Annotated in this window: 23 protein-coding genes and 1 tRNA gene; 14 read left to right on the top strand and 10 right to left on the bottom strand. The window is 42.8% G+C overall.

Annotated features, from left to right (window positions below):
- Window positions 1–26 precede the first annotated feature (26 nt).
- Window positions 27–1,838 carry a translational GTPase TypA gene (gene typA, locus VHE99_03600; GenBank protein ID HVV68108.1) on the bottom strand — a complete coding sequence of 604 codons (1,812 nt, stop codon included), beginning with the start codon at window positions 1,836–1,838 and terminating at the stop codon, window positions 27–29.
- Window positions 1,839–1,967: 129 nt separating this feature from the next.
- Here typA and pepP point away from each other — a divergent pair, with 129 nt between their 5' ends.
- The 3 genes from pepP to VHE99_03585 are packed head-to-tail and all read left to right on the top strand — an operon-like array spanning window position 1,968 to window position 5,310.
- Complete coding sequence (gene pepP, locus VHE99_03595; GenBank protein HVV68107.1) at window positions 1,968–3,326, top strand: Xaa-Pro aminopeptidase; 1,359 nt, start codon at window positions 1,968–1,970, stop codon at window positions 3,324–3,326.
- A complete protein-coding gene (locus VHE99_03590) occupies window positions 3,323–4,096 on the top strand; it encodes a hypothetical protein (protein ID HVV68106.1) in 774 nt (257 codons plus the stop codon). Before pepP ends, VHE99_03590 begins: the two co-directional genes overlap by 4 nt.
- On the top strand, window positions 4,093–5,310 hold the full coding sequence (locus VHE99_03585; GenBank protein HVV68105.1) for an FAD-dependent monooxygenase: 1,218 nt from the start codon (window positions 4,093–4,095) through the stop codon (window positions 5,308–5,310). Before VHE99_03590 ends, VHE99_03585 begins: the two co-directional genes overlap by 4 nt.
- A 65-nt stretch (window positions 5,311–5,375) precedes the next feature.
- Here the strand turns inward: VHE99_03585 and VHE99_03580 are convergent, their stop codons facing one another.
- Window positions 5,376–5,804, bottom strand: coding sequence for a MarR family transcriptional regulator (locus VHE99_03580; protein HVV68104.1), 429 nt, complete (start codon window positions 5,802–5,804; stop codon window positions 5,376–5,378).
- Between the two features lie 2 nt (window positions 5,805–5,806).
- Window positions 5,807–6,694, bottom strand: a complete 888-nt coding sequence (locus tag VHE99_03575; protein ID HVV68103.1) for a DMT family transporter — start codon at window positions 6,692–6,694, stop codon at window positions 5,807–5,809.
- A 147-nt stretch (window positions 6,695–6,841) separates the two neighbouring features.
- On the opposite strand from VHE99_03575, the gene VHE99_03570 reads away from it, so the two are divergent.
- The 3 genes from VHE99_03570 to VHE99_03560 all read left to right on the top strand — a co-directional run bounded on the left by VHE99_03570 (window position 6,842) and on the right by VHE99_03560 (window position 9,617).
- Window positions 6,842–7,792 carry a 2OG-Fe(II) oxygenase family protein gene (locus tag VHE99_03570; protein ID HVV68102.1) on the top strand — a complete coding sequence of 317 codons (951 nt, stop codon included), beginning with the start codon at window positions 6,842–6,844 and terminating at the stop codon, window positions 7,790–7,792.
- Between the two features lie 2 nt (window positions 7,793–7,794).
- The gene (locus VHE99_03565; protein ID HVV68101.1) at window positions 7,795–8,580 is read left to right on the top strand and encodes an NRDE family protein; all 786 of its coding nucleotides are present in this window, start codon (window positions 7,795–7,797) and stop codon (window positions 8,578–8,580) included.
- Between the two features lie 113 nt (window positions 8,581–8,693).
- On the top strand, window positions 8,694–9,617 hold the full coding sequence (locus VHE99_03560) for an NAD(P)-dependent oxidoreductase (protein ID HVV68100.1): 924 nt from the start codon (window positions 8,694–8,696) through the stop codon (window positions 9,615–9,617).
- A 12-nt stretch (window positions 9,618–9,629) separates the two neighbouring features.
- Here VHE99_03560 and VHE99_03555 read toward each other — a convergent pair whose 3' ends face one another.
- Genes VHE99_03555 through VHE99_03545 form a run of 3 tightly spaced genes read right to left on the bottom strand, consistent with a single transcriptional unit; the run spans window position 9,630 to window position 12,085 of the window.
- A complete protein-coding gene (locus VHE99_03555; protein HVV68099.1) occupies window positions 9,630–10,439 on the bottom strand; it encodes a metal ABC transporter permease in 810 nt (269 codons plus the stop codon).
- Window positions 10,426–11,223: an ATP-binding cassette domain-containing protein gene (locus VHE99_03550; protein ID HVV68098.1), complete on the bottom strand. Its 798-nt coding sequence runs from the start codon at window positions 11,221–11,223 to the stop codon at window positions 10,426–10,428. The genes VHE99_03555 and VHE99_03550 overlap by 14 nt, the downstream gene beginning before the upstream one ends.
- Before the next feature lies 1 nt (window position 11,224).
- On the bottom strand, window positions 11,225–12,085 hold the full coding sequence (locus VHE99_03545) for a zinc ABC transporter substrate-binding protein (protein ID HVV68097.1): 861 nt from the start codon (window positions 12,083–12,085) through the stop codon (window positions 11,225–11,227).
- A 95-nt stretch (window positions 12,086–12,180) separates the two neighbouring features.
- Here VHE99_03545 and VHE99_03540 point away from each other — a divergent pair, with 95 nt between their 5' ends.
- Window positions 12,181–13,233 (top strand): oxidoreductase, encoded by a 1,053-nt coding sequence (locus VHE99_03540; GenBank protein HVV68096.1) that lies wholly within the window; start codon window positions 12,181–12,183, stop codon window positions 13,231–13,233.
- A gap of 119 nt (window positions 13,234–13,352) precedes the next feature.
- On the opposite strand, the gene VHE99_03535 is transcribed toward VHE99_03540, so the two are convergent.
- The 4 genes from VHE99_03535 to lolB all read right to left on the bottom strand — a co-directional run bounded on the left by VHE99_03535 (window position 13,353) and on the right by lolB (window position 16,091).
- Window positions 13,353–14,300, bottom strand: coding sequence for a ribose-phosphate pyrophosphokinase (locus tag VHE99_03535; GenBank protein HVV68095.1), 948 nt, complete (start codon window positions 14,298–14,300; stop codon window positions 13,353–13,355).
- 51 nt (window positions 14,301–14,351) lie between these two features.
- Window positions 14,352–14,426 (bottom strand) — tRNA-Gln (locus tag VHE99_03530).
- A gap of 17 nt (window positions 14,427–14,443) precedes the next feature.
- Window positions 14,444–15,304, bottom strand: coding sequence for a 4-(cytidine 5'-diphospho)-2-C-methyl-D-erythritol kinase (gene ispE / locus VHE99_03525; GenBank protein ID HVV68094.1), 861 nt, complete (start codon window positions 15,302–15,304; stop codon window positions 14,444–14,446).
- A 109-nt stretch (window positions 15,305–15,413) separates the two neighbouring features.
- The gene (gene lolB / locus VHE99_03520; GenBank protein HVV68093.1) at window positions 15,414–16,091 is read right to left on the bottom strand and encodes a lipoprotein insertase outer membrane protein LolB; all 678 of its coding nucleotides are present in this window, start codon (window positions 16,089–16,091) and stop codon (window positions 15,414–15,416) included.
- A gap of 253 nt (window positions 16,092–16,344) precedes the next feature.
- Here lolB and hemA point away from each other — a divergent pair, with 253 nt between their 5' ends.
- From hemA to VHE99_03485, 7 genes are all read left to right on the top strand, one after another.
- Window positions 16,345–17,586 (top strand): glutamyl-tRNA reductase, encoded by a 1,242-nt coding sequence (gene hemA / locus VHE99_03515; GenBank protein HVV68092.1) that lies wholly within the window; start codon window positions 16,345–16,347, stop codon window positions 17,584–17,586.
- Between the two features lie 179 nt (window positions 17,587–17,765).
- Window positions 17,766–18,407 (top strand): guanylate kinase, encoded by a 642-nt coding sequence (gene gmk, locus VHE99_03510; GenBank protein HVV68091.1) that lies wholly within the window; start codon window positions 17,766–17,768, stop codon window positions 18,405–18,407.
- A gap of 69 nt (window positions 18,408–18,476) precedes the next feature.
- Window positions 18,477–18,755 carry a DNA-directed RNA polymerase subunit omega gene (gene rpoZ, locus VHE99_03505; GenBank protein ID HVV68090.1) on the top strand — a complete coding sequence of 93 codons (279 nt, stop codon included), beginning with the start codon at window positions 18,477–18,479 and terminating at the stop codon, window positions 18,753–18,755.
- Window positions 18,742–20,859, top strand: a complete 2,118-nt coding sequence (locus VHE99_03500; GenBank protein ID HVV68089.1) for a RelA/SpoT family protein — start codon at window positions 18,742–18,744, stop codon at window positions 20,857–20,859. Before rpoZ ends, VHE99_03500 begins: the two co-directional genes overlap by 14 nt.
- 56 nt (window positions 20,860–20,915) lie before the next feature.
- The gene (locus VHE99_03495; protein ID HVV68088.1) at window positions 20,916–21,302 is read left to right on the top strand and encodes a RidA family protein; all 387 of its coding nucleotides are present in this window, start codon (window positions 20,916–20,918) and stop codon (window positions 21,300–21,302) included.
- Between the two features lie 306 nt (window positions 21,303–21,608).
- The gene (gene recG / locus VHE99_03490; protein ID HVV68087.1) at window positions 21,609–23,744 is read left to right on the top strand and encodes an ATP-dependent DNA helicase RecG; all 2,136 of its coding nucleotides are present in this window, start codon (window positions 21,609–21,611) and stop codon (window positions 23,742–23,744) included.
- A 55-nt stretch (window positions 23,745–23,799) separates the two neighbouring features.
- Complete coding sequence (locus tag VHE99_03485; GenBank protein ID HVV68086.1) at window positions 23,800–26,439, top strand: hypothetical protein; 2,640 nt, start codon at window positions 23,800–23,802, stop codon at window positions 26,437–26,439.
- Window positions 26,440–26,481: the final 42 nt, after the last annotated feature.

Raw genomic sequence — 26,481 nt, 5'->3', positions numbered from 1 at the left:
AAGATTATGCATTAAACTACAAATTTCTATTCTCTAGCTGCTTTTTTCCTATCAGTTTCTTTGAGAAACTTCTTGCGTAAACGAATAAACGACGGCGTGACTTCTACCAATTCATCTTCGTTAATAAATTCCAAAGCCTGTTCTAAAGACATCTTCAGTGGTGGGGTTAGAATGATATTCTCATCTGAGCTGGCGGCGCGTATATTGGTCAGCTGTTTGCCTTTGATGACGTTGACGACCAAATCATTATCACGAGAATGGATGCCAACAATCATGCCCTCGTAAACTTCAGTCTGCGGACCGATTAACATACGGCCGCGTTCTTCTAAGTTCCACAGCGAAAACGCTGTCGCTTTACCTGGAGAGTTGGCGATCATGACACCATTTTTACGCTCACCAATGGTTGCTTTTACTTCTGGTCCGTAATGATCGAAAACATGATACAAAAGACCGGTACCTGATGTTGTTGTCAGAAATTCGGTATGGAAGCCGATCAAGCCACGGGTGGGGATGATGTAATCCAGGCGTACTCGGCCTTTGCCATCGGGCACCATATCGCGCATTTGGCCTTTACGTGTGGCAAGTTTTTCCATGATCGCGCCTTGATGGGTTTCTTCTAAATCCACCAGTAAATTTTCATAAGGCTCTTTAGTTTCACCATTCACGGTTTTCATAATCACTTCGGGGCGGGAAACGCCAAGCTCATAACCTTCGCGGCGCATTGTTTCTATCAAGATGCCAAGATGCAATTCACCACGTCCGGATACCCTGAATTTATCAGGGTCAGCGGTATCTTCTACGCGCAAGGCCACGTTAGCGATCAATTCCCGTTGTAAGCGGTCACGGATCTGGCGGCTGGTGACGTATTTGCCATCTTTACCAGCAAATGGTGAATTATTCACTTGGAAAGTCATAGAGACAGTGGGTTCATCGACAGTCAGGGGTGGCAGTGCTTCCACTTGGGTAGGGTCGCATAAGGTATCGGAGATGCGAGGATTTTCGATGCCGGTGACGGCGATGATATCGCCAGCTTCGGCTTCAGGAATTTCTGTACGCTCTAAACCGGTATAACCTAATACTTGTAAAATACGGCAATTGCGGGTTTTGCCTTCCATGTCGATTAAGGTAACTGGGGTGTTGGTTTTGATTTTACCACGGTTAATACGGCCAATGCCGATAGCGCCCACATAGCTGGAATAATCCAGCGTTGTGATTTGCATCTGAAACGGACCATTCACATCGACTTCCGGCGGGGAGACTTTGTCGACGATAGTCTGGAATAATGGCTGCATGTCAACGCCAGGATTTTTCAAATCCAAAGTGGCGTGTCCCATGAGGGCGGAAGTATAGACAATAGGAAAATCCAGTTGCTCATGTGTTGCGCCGAGCCGGTCAAATAAGTCAAATACTTGGTCGACGACCCACTCAGGGCGTGCGCCGGGACGGTCGATTTTATTGACGACGAGGATGGGTTTTAATCCATGTTTAAAGGCCTTCAGGGTGACGAAGCGGGTTTGCGGCATAGGACCGTCCACTGCATCAACCAAGAGGAGTACGGAATCAACCATGGATAGGATGCGTTCGACCTCACCGCCAAAATCAGCATGTCCTGGCGTATCAACGATGTTAATTCGATAATCGCCCCAGGCCAGCGAGGTGTTTTTCGCTAAAATGGTGATGCCGCGTTCGCGTTCAAGGACATTCGAGTCCATAATGCGTTCGGTCTGAGCGCCGCGGCTTTTGAGGGTACCGCTTTGTTGCAGGAGTTTATCTACTAGCGTAGTCTTGCCGTGATCGACGTGGGCGATGATGGCGATATTGCGTAAGTGTTTATTCATAATTTAATCGAGTGCCAGTGTAGGTTAGGAAAGTTGCTTTTAGAGTGTAGCGGAATTCTTTAGAATCTACAAAGTGGAATGTCTTGTTAGGAGCAAAAATACGCTTTTCAACTTATAGGAAAAACCCTCATGCTACAAAGCGCAAACGAATATGCAAAACGGCGCAAAGCGCTATTAGAACAGATTGGGTCAGGTAGTATTGCCATTGTGACATCCGCCAATGAATATTTACGTAATGGCGATAGTCATTTTCCTTTTCGACAGGATAGTGATTTTTATTATCTGACTGGATTTAAAGAGCCGGAAGCGGTGGCGGTGTTTATTCCTGGGCGCAAGGAGGGGGAGTTTGTGCTGTTTAACCGGTCGCGTGATCCTGCCAAAGAGCTATGGGATGGTATACGTGCGGGGCAAGAAGGGGCGTGCAGTATTTATGGTGCAGACCAGGCTTTTCCCATCAGTGCTTTGCATGAAGAACTACCAAAGCTATTGGAAAACCGTGATCGTCTTTATTACCCTATTAATCGTGATACAGAGTTTAATCGCCAGATATTCGTTTGGGTTAAGCAGGTACAAACAAAAATTCGCTCTGGAATCAAAGCCCCGCATGAATTTCTTAGCATTGAAAATATCTTAAGTGAAATGCGTTTGATTAAAAGCCCGTTCGAATTGGCGCTCATGCGTCGTGCCGCTGAAATTTCTGCACTGGCGCATTGTCGCGCAATGGCTGCTACTACGCCAGGTAAGATGGAGTATGAATTGGAGGCTGAGGTACTTTATGTGTTTACAAAAAAGGGCAGTCGTGCGCCAGCGTATAACAATATTGTGTGTTCGGGTGCGAATACTTGTATATTGCACTACAATGATAATAACGCCAAAATTAGCGATGGTGACTTGATTTTAATCGATGCGGCGGCAGAATATGAATGTTATGCTGCTGATATTACCCGCACTTATCCAGCTAACGGCGTTTTTACTTTGGAACAGCGGGCAGTTTATGAGGTAGTATTGGCAGCCCAGGTTGCCGTCATTGATGCGGTTAAACCTGGGGTAGCATGGAACCTCCTGCAGGAAATTTCTGAACAAGTAGTGACGGAAGGCTTGGTTAAGCTAGGGCTTTTGTCGGGTGAGGTATCTGACTTGTTAGCAAAAAAAGCCTGCCGCAAATTTTATATGCACCACATTGGGCATTGGTTGGGATTGGATGTACATGATGTGGGTGCCTATCAAATTGCAGGAAAACCACGGGTTTTACAAGCGGGGATGGTGTTTACGGTAGAGCCTGGTATTTATATTCCTGCCGAGAGTGAAGGCGTTGATCCCAAGTGGTGGAATATCGGTGTGCGTATTGAGGATGATATTGTGGTGACAAAAGAAGGCTCTGACGTGTTGACAGCGGGTGTGCCTAAGACCGTGGAAGCCATTGAGCATTTGATGCGGGATAAGTTTCCAACTCATCCTGCTCACATTATACAAGGAGACTCGGAATGACCAAATACCCAACGACCCCGCAATCGCTGGTGAGTCTGGTAATAACCACGTTAAAAGCTTATCCCACTATTTTTGCGCAGACCTGGCTTTTGGTGGCATTTTCGGCCGCAGTTCATCTCGTTGTGCCGTGGTTTTTTGTCATCAATCCGGCTTTTGGTGGTGTGGCTTTTATTGGTTTTGTCCTGTTTACTTGGTTTTTATATATCGTAATTTTGACACGAGCCAATATCGCCTTGCAGGGCGGTCACATGAAGGATGAAGCCGCCTTCAAAATTGCCAGAAAGCGGTATCTAGCAGTTTTAGGTAGTAACCTGATATTTTTTGGTATCGGCGCATTTTTGTTTTTATTTGAGTTTACTTTAGAGCAGCTGACTAATTTATTAACCCAACATCCTTTTTATTTAATTATCAGCGTTATTATTGATCTGTACATTTTTATTATGCTGTATTTTGCAATTCCCATTATTGTGTTGGAACATAAGCGTGTTTATCCTGCTTTTATCGGAAGCATACAGTTAGTCAGGCATCATTGGTGGCGTACTTTTATCGTGCTTGGTCTATTGGGTGCAGCGATATTAGGTGTTGAAGCGTTAGGAATTTTATTCACGGGGCAGGCGCGGATGTTTTTATTTACCGGCTATCATTTCCTGCTGCAGTTTGTGTTTTATCCGTTGATTGTAGCGGCTACTTTAATTTTGCTACATGATCTTAAGCTGCGTTTGCATCTTAAAGAGGCAGAAACAACGCCAACAGCTGCCAGCCATCCATGATTGAGAAATATGATGTATTGGTGATAGGTGGTGGTTTAGTAGGCGCCACCTTGGCGTTAGCTTTGGCGGATCAGCCTATTAAAATTGGCATTGTCGAGTCATCTAATATCTATCAATCCACCAATCAAAAAAATCAACCTGCCTTGGCACTTTCCAAAGCGAGTGTCAATATTCTCTCCACTTTAGGTCTAAGTGTGGCTTTACAAGCCGTTGCAACAACTATCAATACTGTGCATGTCTCAAGTGTAGGTCAACTCGGCCAAACCCGGATTTCAGCAGCAGATATTCGCTTAGATAGCCTAGGTCAGGTTATTCCGGCACAGTCTTTATTGACCGTGTTACGTGATGCGGTTCGCAAAAAAAGTCATATAAAGTGGTTGTCGCCCGCACATTTACAGCATTTGGAACGGACGGATACCGGTTATCGTGTTGCAGTGAAAATGGGAGAGGATGTTACCACTTTAGACACCAATTTATTGGTGGCAGCTGATGGCAGTGATTCTTTAGTCAGAAATTTATTAGGCATTGCGGTAAAAACTTGGAATCCATTGCAAACGGCCTTGACTGCCATTTTAACGACATCGCAACCGCATCAAGGTATCGCTTATGAGCGCTTTGCTCAATCTGGACCTTTAGCAGCTTTGCCGCTACCTGGGCAACAGTATGCATTGGTATGGGTCTTGAGCACAGCGCAATCGCAGAAATTATATCAACAAGATGATGCTGCATTTTTACGAGGGCTGCAACAAGCTTGGGGCTATCGTTTGGGACGTATATTACAGGTGGAAAACCGGCAGGCGCTGAAATTACACAGCTTATGTGCTTTGCAGCAGGTAGCACCAGGAGCAGTGTTACTAGGCAATGCCGCACATACGCTGCATCCAATTGCCGCACAAGGCTTAAATTTAAGCTTGCGCGATACAGCGGCATTAGCGCAAATCCTCATTGAAGCGATAAAGGCCGGACAAAATCCTGGCGCATTGATGGTGCTGGAAAAATATCGAGCATGGCGTGAGCCTGAACAAACACGTGTGCTGCGTTTTACTGAAGCGTTGAACAATATTTTTTCCAGCACCTTTTTACCTGTAAAACTGGCTAGAAACGCTGGATTGTGCGGTTTGGGCATGATGTCACCGATCAGAAACATGCTGGCTAAACAGGCTATTGGTTTATCGGGAAAAATGCCCAAATTGATTTGTGGGTTAAAGTATTAATCCTATTGGTAATTATTCTTATTGAAAAGCCAGACTGGAAGCAGGAGTAAATTTTAAAAGATCATTTACTTGTTCTGCAAAAATTCTTCCAGATTATTTTTCATTTTTAACAGCTGAGACATCAATTTTTCTACTTCATTAGTAGACATATCTCCTAGAATAGCAGGTCGAATGCTATTACCAATCGCATTAATTTTGTTCATAATGGATTTGGATTTGGGAGTTAAAAAAATGCGTTTAACACGGCGATCTTTTGTGTCACTCTTTTTTTCTATGTAGCCTTTAGCTTGCAGTTTATCCAGAGGTTGAATGAGATTTTGTGGTTCTATATCGATTAAATTAGCGATTTCTACCTGAGTTGCGCCAGAGAAACGTCCAGCCTGAATCATAATCCGCCGTTCAATATTAGAAATTCCCAGTTGCTTATTATGGGCGCTAAAAGCTCTGCGCCATAAGATCGCCACATCACAGATTAAAAATTCAATATCATGCATAGTTACTTAGCTTCCAGTTTAACTGGTTTTATAGCGGTGGCTTGTGCTCGAATGGTGAATACAGCACCCGCAATCGTTAATAAAATTCCGGCGAGAATTGAAGCCGTGACTGGCGTATGCCAAATGATAACGCTGATGATAGCAGCAAACAAAATATTAGATAAGTAGAGTGTGCTTACTATCTGAACATGGGTGTATTTGACTGCATAAACCAAAGTGAGTTGTACGATAAAAAATAATATACCTATACCTATGGCTACGGCAAATACGCTTAATGTGATGGGACTCCAGAACCACAGTGCTCCCAATGCTGAGATCGGCACGGAAAATATAAAATAATAAAATGCTCTAGTCAGGCCGGAATCTTCTTTAGCTTCGCTGATAAATATGATCGAAGTTGCCATACAAATTCCCGCACCTAAAGCCAGAAAAGATGCACTGCTGAATACTTGGCTGTCTGGTTTCAATATGAAAATAATTCCGAGAAAACCAATAATTAAAGGTAGCCAAAGGCGATGATTGAGCCCGCGTGACATAAACAAAAAACCAATAATGGGAACTAACAGCGGCGCGGTATTAGCCAAAAGTACAGCATCGACCAGAGGGATAAATTTGACTGCATAAAATAAAAAATAACTGATGCCTAGGCTGAAAATTGTCCTGAAAAAATGAATGATAGGATGAGCCGTGCGCAGGGTTTGTAATGCAAAGCGCCGTCCTTTGGCCAATATTAACGGTAAGATCAAGATAAAACACACAGTGCTTTGAATAAATACCAGCATCGGAGTTGAGATCTGGCCGCTGATGTGTTTGACGATAGCGGTTTGTATTGCATAAGCTAATGCACTGATAAGAGCAAGGCTCATACCTAGTGAGGATAAATTTTTCATAATGTTTAATGTCTATAATTATTGGTTATAATAATATTGTATTATCAAATTGAATGGGTGTCAAATGAGCTATTGCCCTTATTAATTAGCCAATGTTAATCTATAGTAGATTTTCATGGTTTCCAAATTTTAAAAGGAACTAAACAGATGATACCCATCATAGATTTACAACCTCTTTTTTCCAATGAAACTCGTGGTATTCAAAAAATAGCTGCGGAAATTTATCAAGCTTATTCAACCTTAGGCTTTGCTCAAGTGATTAATCATCAAGTGCCGCAGCAAATAATTACGGATGTGTATACTGCCTCCAGGGATTTTCATAATTTAACCCTTGAAGAAAAAAACCAGATTAAATACAAAGCATATTTACGCGGTTATCTGCCAATTAATATCCAAAAATTTACAAAATCTGATTTGGGTGCGGCCAAAAAACCTAATCAGAGTGAATCTTTTATGTTGTGCAGTGAGCCCCATGATGCCAGGTGGCAAAATAGCATTTTAGGCGGTAAACAAGTTTGGCCGAAACAATTGCCGCAGTTTAAAAATCAGGTGCTGAATTATTATTGGGCATTGGAAAAATTAAGTCAGAAATTAATTCGGGCTTTTTCTTTAGCGCTGGATTTACCGGCAGATTATTTGGATAAATATTTTACCGATCCAAGTATTTTTTTGCGGTTATTATATTATCCGCCAATTTCGAAGAATGCGCCGTCAGATTTATTTAGTGCAGCCCCGCATACGGATTATGGCTTTCTTACTTTATTGCATCAGGATGAGATCGGTGGCTTGCAAGTTCAGGTAGAGGGTGACAAATGGATAGATGTGACTCCCAGGTCAGATGCCCTAGTGTTAAACACTGGCCAAATGATAGTGGTATGGAGCAATGGTAGATTAAAAGCTACTCCGCATCGGGTCATTAATGCTAGTAGCGATAAACCTAGATATTCCATCCCTTATTTTTATGGCTGCAATTTAAGCACGCTTGTTGCGCCCTTACCGAGCTGCGTTTCAGCGGCTAATCCACCCCATTTTGAACCGATCGCTTATGGCGAGCATTTAGAAGAAATGTTTCTAGCAAATTACGCATTTGGGAAATAATAGTGTGTTTGGTGTTGATTGCTAAAAATATTGATCCTGCTTATCCGCTCATTATTTTGTTTAATCGTGATGAGTATTATAGCCGTCCTACTATTCCCCTTTCGCGTTGGCCAAATACTGATATTTATGCAGGTCGTGATGCGCTGAAACAGGGTACTTGGTTGGGTGTGAATGCCAAGGGACGTTGGGGTTTATTGACTAACTATCGTCAAGGAGTCGTCAAAGCGAATCAGTTATTATCACGTGGCAACTTGGTGCGCGAATTTTTAGCATCCGATTTAACCATCAAGGCTTATCTGGAAAATGTCCATTTGACGCATGCCGAGTATAACGGTTTTAATTTAATATGCGGCGACCAACAGAATCTATTTTATTACTCAAGTGCGCTTGATACTTATCAACCATTGGCGTCAGGATTATATGGTTTGAGTAATGCGTTACTCGATACGCCTTGGTCAAAGGTAGAGCGTGCTAAACAGTTGTTCAAGCAATTACTGTCCAATAGAGTCGTAACATTGGAAAATTGTCTGGAATTATTAGCAGATAGAATGATAGCTCCAGATTCTACTCTGCCTGCTACCGGCATTGATGTGGAATTAGAGCGCCAGCATAGTGCCATTTTTGTCGCAAGCGCAGTTCGTGGTACTTGTTCTTCCAGTGTGATATTTGTTGATGCGCAAGGTCAGGGTCAATTTGTTGAAAAAACTTTTTCCAACAGTATGGACAAAGGTAAAGTGGTGAAATTGAGTTTTGTTTGGCCTAAAAACGCGGACGGTTTACTCGATTAGATTGGAAACCATTGTTCTAAATCCTAGATATCACAATTTCCGACTATTAGATATAGGACTTCATAATGGTCTTGACTGTTATGGAGTATAGTATAAATCGGAAGGAGAAAAATATGTCTGTTGCCAAAATCATTGGAAAAATTCATCTCTCAAAACAGCAATTAGTCACTCTCAAAAATTTAGGTGTCTCTTACATAGCTGCAGATAATCCAAATTCGCCAACTGATGAAAAGGAAATAATGCAAAGAATTGGAGAAGCTGAAGCAATTATCATTAACATATCAATTCATATCACTAAAAAAATTATACGGCAATGCAAGAAATTACGATTTATACAAACCTGGTCTACGGGTATGGATAATATTGATTTAGATGCTGCCATGGAAGCGGGAATTCTTGTAAAAAATGTCCCAGATTATTCAACAGAGTCAGTTGCTGAGAAGACTATAGGAATGATGATTTTTATAGCGAATAAAATAAGAGAAGCGCATCAAGATGTACTAAAAGGTAACTGGAATTATTTAAGTTTTCAAGGAGTGGAGCTAAAAAATAAAACATTATTGCTGGTGGGGGTGGGAAGAATAGGTAGCAGGGTAGCAGAATTAGCAAAAGCATTTGGTATGGTAGTCATCAGCGCAGATTCTAAAACGAATAAGGACAATTTAAAAGACATGTATTCTAAAGCAGATTTTATTGTGCTGCATTGTCCACTCAATGAAAAAACCTATCATTTGTTGAGTGATGAAGAATTTAAATTAATGAAAAAAGGGGTTTATCTTATCAATGCTGCTAGGGGAGGTGTAGTGGATGAGTCTGCTCTTTTGAGAGCACTAGATAATGAAATTGTTGCCTATGCAAGCCTGGATGTTTTGGAACAAGAACTACCTAACTCAAGTAATCCTTTAATTGACCATCCCAAAGTTTTTGTGACACCTCATATTATGTGGTATACCAAAGAATCAGTTGAAAGGCTTACAGAATATTGTATAAGAAATTTAGCGGAATACTTATACTCCAAGCGTTTGTCTGCCCAATGACAGTTGGGGCAATTATGACCAAAACATGGACAGATTTTTAAAGCCTAAATAACCCACCAAAACCAAAGCACTGATCCAAAATGATACCGGCCAGTTAGTAATATAAGACAAAATAATTCCTAGCCAAACCATAATGACGCCAATTAATACCGATAGCCCAAGTCCTTTCCAAAATTTTCGGGTGCAGCTTAACGCACTAGCGGGCGGACCTATCAGCAAAGTAAATACCAGTAATATACCAACAACCTGGCTGGCTTCAGTCACAGCAATGGAAACCAACATAAAAAACCATATGGATAAAAAACGCAAAGAAATGCCTTTAGCCTGTGCTAATTCCGGTTCTAAGCTGGCAAACAACAGGCGTTTACCTAATAAAGCCACGCCCAGTAGACTGATTAGAGAATAAATCAGCATACTCTGAATGGTTTTTGTCGATACCCCAAATAAGTCTCCAAATAAAATCACGGTCGCATGACCGGCGTAATTTGTATAAAAATATAAAAATAACACCCCTAACCCGAGAGAAAACGCTAGCGTGATACCGATAGCAATATCGCTTTTGGCAGCTTTTTCACCGAGACTACCCATGCCAATGGAAGCTAAAAGGCTAAGTAGTAATTGCCCTGTTGCGGGTAAAATTCCCACCAATCCTGCACCTGCTGCACCCGCAAAGCCAATATGACTTAAAGCATGTCCGGCAAAAGTCTGGCCGCGTAATACCACAAAATACCCGACGATTGCAGCGACAATGGCAGCGATAGTGCCAGCAGCAAAAGCATTGCGCATAAACTCATAAGCAAATAAATCACTAAATAGGGTCATGATGGTGTGAGTCTCGAAAAATACCGGATTTTTTATGTACGACTAATAGACTTTGCTCCCAGGGTATGACTTCAAGAGGTGTGTCATAAAGCCAGCTCAAGGTGTCGCTATTCACTACTTCGGCAACAGTGCCAATGGCCGCTTTACCATGAGCTAAATAAATAATGCGATCCATCACTTGCAATAATGGATTAATATCATGGGCGGTAAACAATACGGTGATTTTTAATTGCTGCTGAATGTTTTTAACCAAGGCAATCATTTTTTCTTGTTGTTTGAGATCAAGGCTGCTGAGCGGCTCATCCAATAATAAGGCTTGGGGCTGATTGATTAAGGCTTGTGCCAGCCCTAAGCGCTGTCTTTCACCACCGGATAATTGTGCGTAAGGTTGCTCGATAATATCCTCAAGACCGGTTAGAGCGATGACTTCTGCTAGGCGCGCACGTTGTGTCTTATTTAAGAGCGGTAATCCCCAGCCTAATCCTAAAGCAGTTGCTTGGAGATGGGTTTTGCTTGTTAATGGATGTGTTGTACGCTGGGGTCGTAGTTGTGGCATGTAGCCTATATCACGGTTGCCGCGTTGGGGTGGATGGTTATAGACATGGAGGTGACCGCTTAAAGGGCGTAAAAGGCCAAGTATGGTGCGTAACAAAGTGCTTTTGCCGGCGCCATTGGGACCAAAAATGCCGATAAATTCCCCTTGCTGAATGGTCATGCTGAAATCAGTCAACAGTTTTTTTTGTGCAAAGCCAAGGGTTAGATTGTGAAATTCGATTGCGTTCATTTTACTTTTGTTTGCCTAATGCCTCTGCAAGTTCATTTAATTCATGTTGCATCCAACTAAAATAATCTTGTCCTACGGGTTGTGTTTCGCTGACGCCCACTACCGGGATTGACATTTTTTCTGCTAGGTGCCGAAGGTTTTCAGTGAGCGGGTTGTTCACTTGATTATTATATATCAGCACTTTTACCTGATGTGTTTGTAATTTATCTTCAAAATCTCGGATATCGTTGGCGCTGGGTTCAGTATCATTCATGACGCTGAGTTGAAAACTGTTACCATACATTTTTAAGCCTAAGGCTTTTGCCATTTCATTGAATACTGGTTCAGTGGCAATGACAGGTACGTTCTGTAGTTGTTGTTTGAGTGCTGTCATTTGATGGGAGAGAGCGCTATATTGCTGTTTAAATTGAGTGAACTGTTGTTGATACCAATTTTGATGTTGTGGATCCATTTGGCTTAGTTTTTGGGTTAAATTATCTGCAAAGGTTAGCATGACAACAGGATCGTACCAAATGTGCGGGTTATCGCCGCGTTTTTTTCTTAATAAATCAGCAACTACGATAACCTGGCGCGGTTTAAGTGGCGTAGGCGCTAGTAAGTTAGCCATCCACGGATCATAATCCAGGCCGTTGTAAATCACCAAATCAGCTGTGGCAATACTTTTAGCCGTGCTGGGGTTGCTGCTGAATAAATGCGGGTCTTGATTAGGATTGTTCAAAATATGGGTGACGGTGACATAGGGGCCGCCAATTTGTTGGGCAATATCACCATAAAAATTTTCAGCAGCGACGATAGTGATAGGTTTGGCGAAGAGGGAGGTGCTAAAAATTAGCAGTAAAATAAGGATGATTTTTTTTAACATGGTGTATTATTACCTAAGACTACTTGGAGCATTCAAGCGAACCTATGTTATAACGTAACATAGGAATTCTATAAAGAACAGTAGGAAAGTAAAACATGCAGAAATTAAAAGTCGGTATCATAGGATTTGGATTATCAGGTGCAGTATTTCATGCGCCGGTGATTTCGCAAGTAAAACAACTGGAATTAGCAGCAGTGGCTTCGAGACAGCCTGAAAAAGTTAAATATGCTTATCCTTTAGCCACAGTTTATGCAGAGCCAGAGCAGCTAATCGATGACGGTAATATTGATCTGGTAGTGATCTGTTCCCCTAATGAATCTCATTATCCATTAGCTAAAATGGCGCTCGATGCTAAAAAACATGTCGTAATCGAAAAACCTTTTGTGTCAAATAGAACGCAAGGTGAGGAATTAATTCATTTGGCGCACAGAAAAAATCTGCTTTTAAGTGTTTACCATAATCGCCGTTGGGACAATGATTTTCTAGCATTGCAAGAATGTATCAGCCAAGACCGTTTAGGCGATATCAATTATTGTGAAATCCGTTTTGAACGTTTCAGGCCGGAGGTAAACAGCGCAAAATGGCGTGAACAGCAACTGGCGGGATCGGGTATTTTATATGATCTGGGTTCGCATTTGATAGATCAAGCCTTGTGTTTGTTTGGCTGGCCACAGTCTATTTATGCAGATATCACTACTCAGCGTGTCGATGCGGTAGTTGATGATTATTTTCATATTATTCTGGGTTATGAGGGATTGCGGGTGGTATTACATGCAGGCGCAGTAGTGAAAAAATCGGGTCCGAGATTTATAGCGCATGGCTCGAAAGGTAGTTTTATTAAATATGGACAAGATCCCCAAGAGAGTTTGCTCCGTGCGCTGCATGAAAAAACTGAAGTGGATCCGTTATTTGGTGTGAAAAATTATCTGGATAATGTCATGGAAATTACAGTGGATGCCGGAGGACATGATATTGAAGGTAAAATTAATCTGCCTATGGGACGTTATCGTGAATATTATGAAAAAATGTATTTCGCGATTTTAGAAAAAAGCCAACCACCGGTGAGTGCTTATGACGGGCTTAATGTGATTAAGATCATTGAGTTGGCGGTGCGTAGTCATGACGAAGGTAGAAGGCTGAGTATTTGAGTAAATTGACGTAGCTTAGGGGATAGCGAAAGTTATCCAAAATACTTGTCACCCCGCCACTTGATCGCTCAGGCGGATGGCATTTAACTATGGATAGATTGCCAACCCATTAATTAATTTCATCCCGAAAACATCGAGCTAACCGATTCCTTATGATTCACTCGGTAAATCGTCTCCGCCAATAATTCGCTAATACTGAGTTGTCGTATTTTAGTTGCTTGCTGCGCAGTTTCGGTTAGCGGAATGGTATCTGTGATTATCAGCTCATCCAAATCAGAATTTTGTATATTTTCTACGGCCTTACCAGAAAGAATGGGGTGGGTGCAATAAGCTGTCACCGTGAGTGCGCCCCGCTCTTTTAATGCCTTAGCTGCCTGGCATAGGGTGCCCCCGGTATCGACCATGTCATCAACAATAATGCAATTTTTGCCATCAGCATCACCGATAATATTCATAATTTCTGCTTCATTAGGACGCGGGCGGCGCTTATCGATAATAGCTAATTCGCAGTCATCCAGTTGTTTAGCAGTGGCGCGTGCGCGCAATACGCCGCCGACATCAGGCGAAATCATTAATGGATGCGGGTATTTTTTATGGCGAATATCATTAAGTAAAATAGGAGTGGCGTAAATATTATCGACAGGAATATAGAAAAAACCTTGAATTTGGTCAGCATGCAAGTCAACAGTAATAATGCGATCAATTCCCACAACCGAAATCATATCAGCGACAACTTTTGCAGTAATGGGTACTCGGGCAGAGCGGACACGTCGGTCTTGACGGCCATAACCAAAGTAGGGCACTACTGCAGTAATGCCTGCAGCTGAAGAACGGCGCAAGGCATCAGCCATGGCCAGCAATTCCATCAGATTATTGTTGGCAGGTGCACAAGTAGGTTGGATGATAAACGTTTGATGGCCGCGAACATTTTCAAAAATTTCCACCATGGTTTCGCCATCGCTGAAGCTGCTTACTAGTGCTTTGCCTAAAGGTATTTTGAGGTGATAAGCGACTTGTTCGGCGAGTGCCGGATTAGCGTTTCCGGTGAAAATTTTTATATTGGACACTGATAATTCCTCGGTATCATGCGGGAAGAAGTGGGGTGTTGATAACGTGGGTGGCTGGGGTGCCAGGATTCGAACCTGGGTATGCGGGGATCAAAACCCCGTGCCTTACCGCTTGGCGACACCCCAATATCTGTACAACTATTCTAACTAATGCCGGTAGTCTGCTCAAGGCCGTTCGGTGCTGCAAATAAGGGTGAACGATTTACCCCTTCGGCGATAAAGTATTTATAACAGGATGGGACCTGTTTTGCTACCTGCATTGCTTGATTGAATGTAGGAAAGGCTGCAAATACCGAGCTGCCGGAGCCGGTTAAGTGCGCTGTGTTAAATTGTGTCAGCCAGTTTAACGCCTCATTAATCACAGGATAGCGCTTGCGCACCAGCGGTTCAAAATCATTTCGCCCAGCACCTGCTAGAAAGTCGTGTATTGTGATGCGTGGCGTGTCGCGTGTCAATTCTGGATGTGAAAAAATTTCAGCTGTGGTGACTTGGCATTCTGGCACTAGGACTAAATACCAGCTGGGTGGTAACTTCACTGGAGTTAATAATTCACCAATTCCTTCTCCCCAGGCAGAATGACCGTAAATAAAAACAGGGACATCTGCACCCAACTGTTTGCCAATGGCGGCCAGCTGGTTAATGGGCAGATTTAGCCCCCACAATTTGTTTAAAGCAACCAAGGTGGTTGCCGCATCCGAACTCCCTCCGCCAACGCCACCCCCCAGAGGTAAACGTTTTTCCAGTTGTATGGTGATGCCATTTTTTCTAGGCGTTAATGCAGAAAGCGATTTTGCTGCACGCCAGATGAGATTTTGTTCCATGGGAATGTCAAAATCAGACAATAGGAGGATTTGATCGTCAGAGCGCGGTTTGAAATGCAGCGTATCGCCATAGTTCAGCAGTTGAAACACAGTTTGCAAATTATGATAGCCGTCCTCGCGACGGCCGTTGATATGTAAAAATAAATTCAGTTTAGCTGGGGCGGGTAGTGTTAGGGTTTGCATACCAACGGTTTTGTCTCATTTATAATTACTTCTCTTACAACCTTAGCTTTTTTCCTTCTCCCCTTGTGGGAGAAGGAAAAAAGTCATGGCTGTAAGAGCTGTAAGAGGATTACTTATTCTCTAACGCCACTTGCTGCGCAACAGGCGCCACTATCCACTGCCGAATAGCCAGAGTGGCTCGCAGATTAGGATTGGACAAAGTAATCTTTTGCGGTAAATCCACATGATTAACCTGCATAAATCCTAAGTAATTGATAGTCCAACCATTTTGTGTCATAGCGACAATATGGTTTTGTTTGTCAAATTTGAAATCAGCCGTTGCGCCAGGTGCAGCTAAGCCGCGAACCCAATAATAAAGGTTAGTAACCGGCATTTGCCAACCCAGTTGTTGCTGCATTAATGCCTCAGCACTCTTGGCAGATACAGTTGGTTTGCCTGATTGTTGTAGTGTAACGAGGCCAGGTCTTCCGGTAATGGATAAGTGGCCTAAACTTAAGGGACCATAAAGCGCTAACACATAATTGGCACTTTCATGCTGAGTCCAAGATAGCGAAGCCAAATCAGTTTTATTTTGGTGTGTGATGCTCGCTGAACCTAAGACGCTAAAGTGATTAATATCACTGAGTTGTGAATAACGTTGCGGCCAAGAAAGCACTTGCGGTGTGGGCGCAGCTACAGTAGGTGTTTGTGCAGGTGAGGGTGTTACTGGCGGCTTGGTGGTAGCGCAACTAATTAACAACACGCACACAGTGCCGATTAAAAAAGGGCGGATAAATTGCTTTGTCATGATTTAACCTAGTCCATTTTAGTTTAAAGATATGCCGATGTTTGATGTGTAAACGTGTAACGGCTCCTTTATTTTTTCTCCTTCTTCGATAAAGAGAAGGAGGTTCAATACGTTAATACCGTAGTTTAGGTGGAAGTGAGTCTAATGGCAAACATAAAATCATCTGAGAATGCCATCATTTGCAGTTTGAATAGCTGCAAACCCTCAGTTAAATCCCCTTGTCACTTCGCCAGCTAATGGTTTATGCTAAATTATGGCCTTTATCGCATGTGGACTCAATCATAAAACTGCCTCCGTCGCATTACGCGAGCAGGTGGTGTTCGCGCCAGAGAATACCTCTGATACTTTGCGTCAACTTCTGCAAATAGGCGCAGCCAATGAAGCCATGATTTTATCCACCTGTAACCGCACTGAAATCTATAGCCATACCTCTGACCCCGGCCGTTTGGGTCATTGGCTCGCCCAGCATCCCGACATTAAACAAGTTGCTGATACAGATCACTGGTATTGCTACCAAGATCAACAAGCGGTAAGCCACATCATGCGCGTAGCCAGCGGTCTTGATTCCATGGTGTTAGGTGAGCCGCAGATTTTAGGCCAGATGAAACAAGCCTTTGCTTTTGCGCGAGAAGTAGGCGCAGTGGGCACGCATCTCAGTCGGTTGTTGAGTAAAGTATTTACCGTGACTAAACAAGTGCGTACTGATACAGATATCGGAGCTAATCCCGTTTCAGTTGCCTCTGCTGCCGTTAACCTGGCCAAACGGATTTTTGCCAACCTTGCCAAATGTCAGGTGCTGTTAATTGGCAGTGGTCAGATTATTGAATTAATGGCATTACACTTGGCGGACAGTGGTGTAAAGCAGATAGTCATTGCCAATCGTTCTCGCGCCCGAGCGCTGAAATTGGCGCAGCAGTTTTCCGCTCGGGTCATCAGCTTAGAAGAAATCCCCCTCTATCTACAAAAAATTGATATGGTCATTGCTGCGACAGGTAATTCCTTACCCTTGATAAATAAAAACACAGTGGCGCGAGCGTTAAAATCGGGAAAACGTAGGCCGCTGTTGATGGTAGATTTGGCTGTGCCGCGTGATATTGAGCCAGAAGTGGGTCAATTGGAAGATGTTTACTTATACAATATTGATAATTTAAAAGATATCCTGACCGAAAACCTTAAATCCCGTTTAGATGCTGCTGAACATGCTGAACAAATTATCAACGCCCAAGCGCGTTTTTTTATGCGTCAATTACAAGAATTAGATGCCGTCGATACGATTTGTACTTACCGTGAAAAACTGGAGCAGTTGCGTGATACGCAATTGGCTGAAGCGATGGCCCAATTAAAGCGCGGCATGGAACCCGAGGCAGTTCTCAAAGAAATGGCTAGGGTTTTGACTAATCAAATCATGCACGCGCCTACGGTGCAATTGCGTCAAGCGGCTTTTGATGGGGAATTGCAAGTATTGTTAGCTGCGCGTAAGTTGTTTGGCCTCTAATAAGCCTTAGCTTTTTCCCTTCTCCCACAAGGGGAGAAGGAAAAAAGTTACGGCTGTAAGAGAGAATTTTTATTCTTCCAAAACCATCCCCCATTTTGCTATACTTGTCGTTTTATTCTATCACGAGAAACCACAGCCTAATGAGTTTAGCGGACCCTGAAACAGCACAGCAGACCCGAATGCAAACATCGCCTCCTCAAGTTTTAATGGGAACCTTATACGTCATAGCCGCGCCTTCTGGCACAGGCAAAACCAGCCTCACTAGCGCTTTGGTGCGTACCCTGCATGACATTAAAATATCCATTTCTCACACCACCCGTGAACAACGCCCAGGTGAACAGCATGGCGTACATTATTGGTTTGTCAGCATTGCAGAATTTAAGGCCATGCTGGCTCAAGATATATTCCTGGAAAGTGCTGAGGTTTTTGGCAATTATTACGGTACTTCGCGTCATTGGGTTTTGCAGCAATTGGAAAGTGGCACGGATGTGATTCTAGAAATTGATTGGCAGGGTGCGCAGCAAGTGCGCAAATTATTTCCGCAATCCGTGAGTATTTTTATACTACCGCCATCAGCGGATTTATTGCGCAAACGCCTCCAAACCCGCCAACAAGATCATGTCGAAGTGATAGAAAAACGCTTAGCTGCCGCAGCGAGTGAAGTGGCACATTATCGAGAATTTGATTATTTAGTCGTGAATGATTCCTTCGATGATGCCTTGCTGGACATGCAAGCCATTGTGCGCGCCAATCGTCTAATACTATCCAAGCAATTACAGAGAAACCAGAAGCTGCTGGCAGAACTGCAGCAAAAACAGTAATATACTCATCCCTTTTGAAAAAGGGGTAAATGATTAACATTTTTTGCAATCCCCAACTAAGAGGAAAATATGGCAAGAGTCACAGTATCAGATTGTTTAGAGCGTATTTCCAACCGTTTTATATTAGTCATGGTGGCTGCAAAACGTGCCAGACAACTGGAGATGGGTGCCGCGGATCCCTTTGTTTCCTGGGAAAATGATAAGCCAACGGTAGTTGCACTACGTGAAATTGCTGATGGTAAAATAGATACAGGTATTTTAGAAGATGCGAATTCGGTCCTACAGGTTTCAGTTTCAGCAGAGCTTATTGACCACCCGGTTTCTGGAGAAACCGGTGAGGCTGTTTAAAAAATTACAGCAAAAGTTAGATTACTTACCCAAAGAAGCGGTTGATAAAATTTTTCAAGCGTATGTCCTTGCGGCTGACGCCCATAAAGATCAAAGCCGCTTTTCCGGTGAACCTTATATTACCCACCCTTTAGCTGTTGCCTGTATTCTTGCGGACATGCGTATGGATCCAGAAACGCTGATGGCTGCATTATTACATGATGTTATCGAAGATACCCCCACCACCAAAGACATGCTGGCAAAACAGTTTGGTGATTCAGTCGCCGAGCTAGTCGATGGCGTCAGCAAACTCACCTTAATTGAATTTCGTAATCGCCAAGAAGCGCAAGCAGAAAATTTCCAAAAAATGATATTGGCTATGTCGCGGGATATCCGCGTCATGATTATCAAACTGGCCGACCGTCTGCATAACATGCGTACCCTGGTATCATTAACCCCAGAAAAACGTCGACGTATCGCACGTGAAACTTTGGAAATATTTGCCCCCATCGCCAACCGCCTCGGCATGCATGCTATTTTTGTTGAACTGGAAAACTTAGGCTTTGAAGCATTACACCCCCAACGCTTTCGTATTTTGAAAAGTGCTGTCCAGCGTATCCTCGGCGATCAGAAAAAAATCATGCATGAAGTGGACCGGATGCTGCGTGAAGCCATCAGCCGTAGCCAGTTACCGCATTGTGAAGTCATAGGACGACAGAAGAATTTGTACAGCATTTACCAGAAAATGTTGCAGCGGAAAATTTCCTTCAAAGACATCAATGATGTGTACGGCTTTCGCATTATTACGGATTCGGTAGATGCTTGCTACCGGGCGCTGGGTGTGGTGCATTCCTTGTATAAACCCCTGCCGGAACGCTTTAAAGATTATATTGCTATCCCCAAGGCCAATGGTTATCAGTCGTTGCACACTACGTTATTTGGTCCTTTCGGTATGCCCATAGAAGTACAGATCCGCACAAGAGCCATGAATCAGGTCGCTGAAAGCGGCATTGCCGCGCACTGGTTGTATAAACTGGATGAAAAAAATCATGATGATGCCAGAATTCGTGCGCAGCAATGGGTAAAAAATTTGCTGGAAATGCAACAAAAAACCGGCAGTTCGCTGGAATTTATTGAAAACGTCAAGATTGATTTATTCCCTGATGAAGTCTATGTGTTCACGCCACGTGGTTCCATCATGGAATTACCTAAAGGCGCGACCATTATTGATTTTGCTTACGCTGTGCATACTGATGTCGGCAATACGTGTGTGGCTGGCAAGATTGATCGGCAATTGGCGCCACTCTCTACGGTGTTGGCGAGTGGTCAGACCGTAGAAATTATCGTGACAGCCACCGCCCAACCCAATCCAGCCTGGCTGGATTTTGCAGTAACAGCACGTGCGCGTAGCGCCATCCGGCATTATCTGAAAACCGAGCGTCGTCGTGAATCAGTTGCCCTTGGAAAAGAATTACTGAGCAGAGCTTTAGAGCGTCTTTCCTTTAGTATCAAGAAAATCCCAACCCGCGCAGCACAAGCAGTGGTACAAGAAGCGCAGGTAGAAACCTTTGACGATTTATTGGAACAAATTGGTTTAGGAAATCGTCTGGCGGTACTAGTTGCGCACCAATTGGCCATTGCGGCAAGTGGTGCCAAAGAAGCAGAACTCATCACCTTAGCCGAATCCAAACCCTTATTGATTAAAGGTACGGAAGGTGTCGTTGTGCATTTTGCTACCTGTTGTTATCCCATCCCCGGCGATCCTATTGTCGGTGTATTAAGCGCCGGCCACGGATTAATTATTCATGTCGAACAATGCAAGCGTATTGTTAAGTTACGTCAGCAACCGGATAAATGTATGGCTGTGTCTTGGGCTCCTTTCGTAGAAGGAGAGTTTATCGCCTGTATTAAAGTAACTGGCATTAACCAGCGTGGTGCACTGGCCAGACTCGCGCAAGCGATTGCCGATGCGGATGCCAATATCGATGATATTACCGTGTTAGAGCGCGATGCCCGTCATTATGTGAATCAGTTTAAGTTACATGTACGTGATCGGGGACATCTGGCGCAGACTATACGTAATTTACGACGTGTGAAAAACGTGATAAAAGTCGCGCGTAAATAGTTCTTTTGTTCTCTTGTTAACCCCCAATCTTTCCTAACCATAAGGATTTTTCCCGAATGAAACAAATTATTCAAACCCATGAAGCCCCTGCAGCTATTGGCACCTATTCCCAAGCAGTCAAAGCCGGAAACCATGTATACCTATCCGGTCAAATTCCCTTAGATCCGCAAACGATGGAATTGGTCACAGGTGATTTAAAAGCACAGCTACAGCGTATTTTTGATAACTTAAGTGCAGTCGCTAAGGCTGCAGGTGGCAGTTTATCTGATGTCGTCAAATTGACGGTTTACTTACGCGATTTAGGCCACTTTCCTGTGGTTAATGAAGTGATGCCCCATTATTTCTCTGCTCCCTATCCAGCGCGTGCTGTGATTGGTGTGTCGGCGCTACCTAAGAATGCTGAGGTGGAGGTGGATGCGATTATGAAGCTTAAAGATGTTTGAAATGAGGGTAATTTGGCATTAGCTGAGAATTAGCATTGTATGTCCCTCTTCCCTGATAGAGCGTTTGATTAAATCGAATAAATTGAGTATCAATCTATATTTAGTGCAATCCGCCTGAGATCCCGCGATCAAGTCGTGGGATGATGTAGTTGAGGAGATAGCAAAAGCTATCCAAAACACTCGTCATCCCGCGACTTGATCGCGGGATCTCACGCGGATTGCGCTGAACATAAGAAATACTCCTCATTGATTCAACAAAGTTCCTGATAGAAGAGAGAATATGGTACTAATTCTCAATAAAAACCTATGAAAATTGCATCTCAATTTAAAACATCCACCCTTCCATCTGATAAGACAGGCAAAGCCTTATCGCAACTGCCTTGCTCTAGCCTGCGTGGCGTAGGCCCACAACTAACTGCCCACCTGGAAAAATTAGGCATACACACCATTCAAGACTTGTTATTCCACTTACCCTTACGTTATCAAGATCGCACACGCATCATTGCGCTTAAAGATCTGCACCCAGGCGATCATGTTGTTGTACAAGGCACCATAAAAGACACACAACTGCGTCAAGGTAGACGTCGAAGTTTATTGTGCCAAATCACAGATCATACCGGCACAATCACCTTACGTTTTTTCCATTTTAATAAATCACAATTAGACGCATTCGCGCGCAATGGCGCACATATTCGTTGTTTTGGTGAAATACGTTGGGGCATGGCCGGTTATGAAATGGTGCATCCCGAATACCGATTTATCAATCCAGATGAACCGCTTGCCGTGGAAGACAACTTAACGCCAATATACCCAACAACCGAAGGTTTACAACAGGCTAGTTTTCGCAAATTAACCGATCAAGCATTAGCCTTGTTAAAACAGTGCCAAGGTTTGGATGAATACCTGCCCGAGACCTTACTTCAACGCTTTAAATTTTCCGATTTAACTACGGCGATTATGTATGTGCACCGTCCACCACGCGAAGCCTCTCGTGCACAACTGGCTTCGGGACAACATCCAGCGCAGCAGCGTCTGGCATTTGAAGAATTACTAGCCCATCAACTGAGTCGGCGTTGGCTCAAACAAAATTTTCAACAGAAAAAAGCGCCGAGCTTGTCAGAAACACAAGCGTTAATTACCCCCTTTCTGCAACAATTACCCTTTAAATTGACGAAAGCACAGCTGCGTGTTGCAGGTGAAGTACAAAAAGATTTACTGGATGAAAAACCTATGTTGCGTTTGATACAAGGCGATGTCGGCGCAGGTAAAACGGTAGTGGCAGCGCTAGCCATATTGCAAGCCGTAGCCAGTGGCTTCCAGGCAGCATTCATGGCGCCTACAGAATTATTAGCAGAACAACACCATAAAAATTTTAAAAAGTGGTTGACGCCTCTCAATCTCAACGTGGTTTTTTTAGCAAGTCGCCTTACGACACAGGAACGCAAGCAAGCTTTGTCCTCTATTGAAAATGGTCAGGCACAAATCGTTGTTGGTACGCATGCCTTATTTCAAAAAGAAGTCAAATTCGCCCGCCTGGGATTAGTCGTCATTGATGAGCAACATCGCTTTGGTGTAGAGCAGCGTTTGGAGTTAGCAGAAAAAGGTCGTCAGAATGACTTAGTGCCGCATCAACTGATTATGACCGCCACCCCCATCCCCAGAACTTTGGCAATGACAGCTTATGCTGATCTAGACTATTCCGTCATTGATGAATTACCCCCTGGCCGCAAACCCATTACGACAGCAGTGATTTCAAGTTTACGCCGTGAAGAAGTGATGCAGCATATTGATACTGCTTGCCGACAAGGTCGACAAGCCTATTGGGTTTGTACGCTGATTGAAGAATCAGAAGTTTTGCAATGCCAGGCTGCAGAAGCCACGGCAACGTTTCTCACCCAGAGCCTGCCTGGCTTACGTCTGGCATTAATCCACGGCCGTCTTAAATCCACAGAAAAAGAACAAATCATGCTGGCCTTTCGTAATGGTGATATCGATTTATTAGTGGCCACCACAGTAATTGAAGTCGGTGTCGATGTGCCCAATGCCAGCTTAATGGTCATTGAAAATCCAGAACGCTTAGGTTTAGCGCAACTACACCAATTACGCGGCCGCGTTGGTCGTGGCAATGAATCCAGTTATTGCATATTACTTTACCAGTACCCGTTATCGCAGTTTGCTAAACAACGCCTGCAGGTGATTAAGGACAGCCAAGATGGTTTTGTCATCGCGAGCAAAGATTTGGAATTACGTGGTCCAGGAGAAGTTTTGGGCACGCGCCAAACGGGACTGTTGCAATTGCGCATTGCTGATCTGTTACGCGATAAAGCACTATTGCCGGATGTAGAGCAGGCTTCTTTATTATTATTGCAACACTATCCTGAACAGGTCGGCCTGCTGATTGCTCGTTGGATTGCTGCAGGTGGGAAGTATAGTGCTGTTTGAAGTGCGTAGTAACCTACCATAAGTCATTCATTGTATAAATCGCAGGAGAACTAGTGTGTCAGATAAAAAAAACCATAATCCTAAGTCCAAGGCTAAAGCTGCTAGTTTTGAAGAATTAATTCACATATCCCGCAAAGTAGGGGGAGAGATTCAAATACCTACAGCTTCTGCGGAATATTTAAAAAATTTAGCTGAGACTTTAGGAGGAACAGTTTCCCATCAGCCGAGCACGGCAATGGAATCTACGCTATCATTCACTGCTGAGGATGAAGATTTACCAGAGATAACTACTGATATAGTAGATGAACATGAAATTTTGACCCCACCTGCTTCTGCAATAACTGAATCTGAACCGCCTACTCATGACGAAAACGAAGATATATCAAAGCAATCTGAAAATGTAGAAGGAAGAACCGCAGAAAGTTCTATACCGCTGACTCATGTTGATAAAACTTCGACAACACAACTTGACCCAAAGATTATATATATCCGATCAACACTTCCTCGCGAAAAAAAAGATGATGACGAAAGCCTGATATCATCACCACAAGTAGATGAAAAAAAAGTCAGCAATCGAGGCCAATTGCAAAAAAGCCGTAAAAAAGCCAAAAATAAGAAATATAAACAGAATAAACAAGATGAACGGCATAATGACAACAAGGAAAGGTTGGGGCAATATTTGACAAAAGTGTCAACCAAAAAAACACCTGCTCTGCCTAAAACTGTTGGATCAGAAAAAAAATCGCCGCGTCCAACAACGCCAACAATTCAAAATAACCCCATTTTAACTAAACAGTCGACAACTCGCTTAGTCAGTAGTTTATCTCCTACAATAGCGCCGCTAAAAACAGAGTCTACAAAACCGCCCATTGATAAAAAAATTGATTTAATTCCACCTGCTGTAGCAAAAGAAAAAAACCAACCCACCGAGAAAAAAGTAAAAATAAATCCAATTTTTTTTAAGGTGTCATATGGTGTGCTTCTATCATGCCTGAATGATTTGAAAAGCTATCATGATAAAGATTTTGATAAGATTAGTTTTCAAATATACTACAATGCTAGAACTACATTAGCCATAGAGCAATTAGGCTCTCATAGACAGATAGCTTTAGCATTGAATGATCCAGCTTGTCGCGAATATGCTAATAGTTTGGAATCCGTGCAGATTATGTTGGCAGGTTTGGCTATAGAAGCTTATCTTTGGCTTAGCACCCATAATTGTTGTAAAGACACCATCTCAGGATTACGTAGTGGCGAGTTAACTCGATTTTCGGAAACTGATCTCTCTACTACGATAGAACAAATCAGAGTGAATATATTAAAAGAAATGGTAGCAATGGCTAAAAAACCACCTGATATTCCTACAAAAGAAATGCAGGCAATATTTGCGGAATATGCATTTGAATTAAATTCCAATCGCCTAAGAGCTCAAGTTTGGCTTGAAGAAATTAGCATAGAATTAACACAAGCCTATCAGGAAAAAAAACCTACAAACCTGGCTTATCTACATAATTTGCATTTGCCAAAAGCGGAATTAATATATATCGTGGAAGAAGCGCATGAAAAATTTGATGTGACACTTGCATCATTTAAATTAAATCCAAAACCAATGGATCAAAACGCACAAGAATTGGCACGCATTGCCTATCAATTAACCATTGCTTTGGAAGAATTAAAAGTAAATTATCGTAACTTGGAAAGTCGAAAAGAATTTGCGGCCGTTTTTTTTAACGAAGGCCGTGTCAAGGTAAAGGCTAAACCTACATTTCCAAAATACACTGATATTCGAAGCTGTGAATTAGAATGCATTGCCATCTATAAGCGACATCAACAGAAACTTAAACTTAATCAATTAAACTTAAGTCAATTTGGACTCAATTTATTAGAAATAGAAATACAGCCGCTTTTATTATTGCATGAAAAACAAATGCCTAATTCAAAACCGTGGTTGTCTCAAGAGGTGCAAAAAACGACTTTGTTAGCGTTAAATGATGCTTTAATTGCGGATAATGTTTCAGAATCTCAAGATAAAATTAAAAAAGCTGTTTCGAAATTAGAGCAAACATCCGTGAGTATGAAGAGACGTTTCGATATGACGGAGGTTGATCGATTGATAGAACCTAGCCTAAGAGGATTAAAAAAAATATCAGAATTATATCTATTGTCTGAAAAATTGAAACATAATCATCGAATCATTCAGGCTGAAGAAAAACGTTTCTTGAGACTACAACCTCAAGAAAATCACTTAGAAATTGCCAAAGCCCAGCAAAAATTACAAACCATACGCCAGGGTTTGGGCAGTGAAACATCACGCCAGCTTGATGAAATAAATCATTATCTTCGAGAGTTAAATTCTTCGCGTCATGTGGAGAATAGAGCCTTGCTAGATTTAAAAGATACCCTATATTATTTTTTGGCAAGAGCGTTTGTCATAATGAAAACGCAAGGTCAAAGGATAAACGAATTGTTACAGCCCAATATACCCAACGTTACCGGTAGTGAAAAAAAGCAGTTAAGTACTGCAGAATCTACAGTTCAAAGATTAACACCAGCAGAGACAGAAAGAGAAACGCCTAAATTACTGGCCGGAAGTTCGCGATTTGTGGGAAAAACAACCTCAGTTAAGTCACTTGAAGTACAAAAAGCTGAAATTTCTACTATGGTTGCAGAGACGACAAGCGAGTTGCTACATTAGTTTTTTATAATTTAAATCGTTAATTGTATGATGCATTGGAGA

The organism is Gammaproteobacteria bacterium (assembly GCA_035546635.1).
In the GTDB taxonomy this organism is placed as follows: Bacteria; Pseudomonadota; Gammaproteobacteria; order JAURND01; family JAURND01; genus DASZWJ01.
Note: the sequence above shows the minus strand (reverse complement) of the source record. Positions and strands in the feature narration are given on the sequence as shown.